Genomic DNA, 221 nt, shown 5'->3' on the forward strand with positions numbered 1-221 from the left:
GGGTATGGGCGCTGCTTCGCAGACAGGCAGAACTTGATGGTATGCCTGCGATCAATGCCAAACGTGTTTACCGGATCATGCGCCAGAATGCCCTGTTGCTTGAGCGAAAACCTGCTGTACCACCATCGAAACGGGCACATACAGGCAGAGTGGCCGTGAAAGAAAGCAATCAGCGATGGTGCTCTGACGGGTTCGAGTTCTGCTGTGATAACGGAGAGAGA

1 pseudogene is annotated in these 221 nt (G+C 53.8%); it reads left to right on the forward strand.

Annotated features, from left to right (window positions below):
• Positions 1–221, forward strand: a pseudogene (locus BFF42_RS21890) (IS3 family transposase); the annotation flags it as partial.

Origin of the sequence: Shigella sp. FC1661 (assembly GCF_001712525.1) — a bacterium.
GTDB classification, from domain to species: Bacteria; Pseudomonadota; Gammaproteobacteria; order Enterobacterales; family Enterobacteriaceae; genus Escherichia; species Escherichia coli.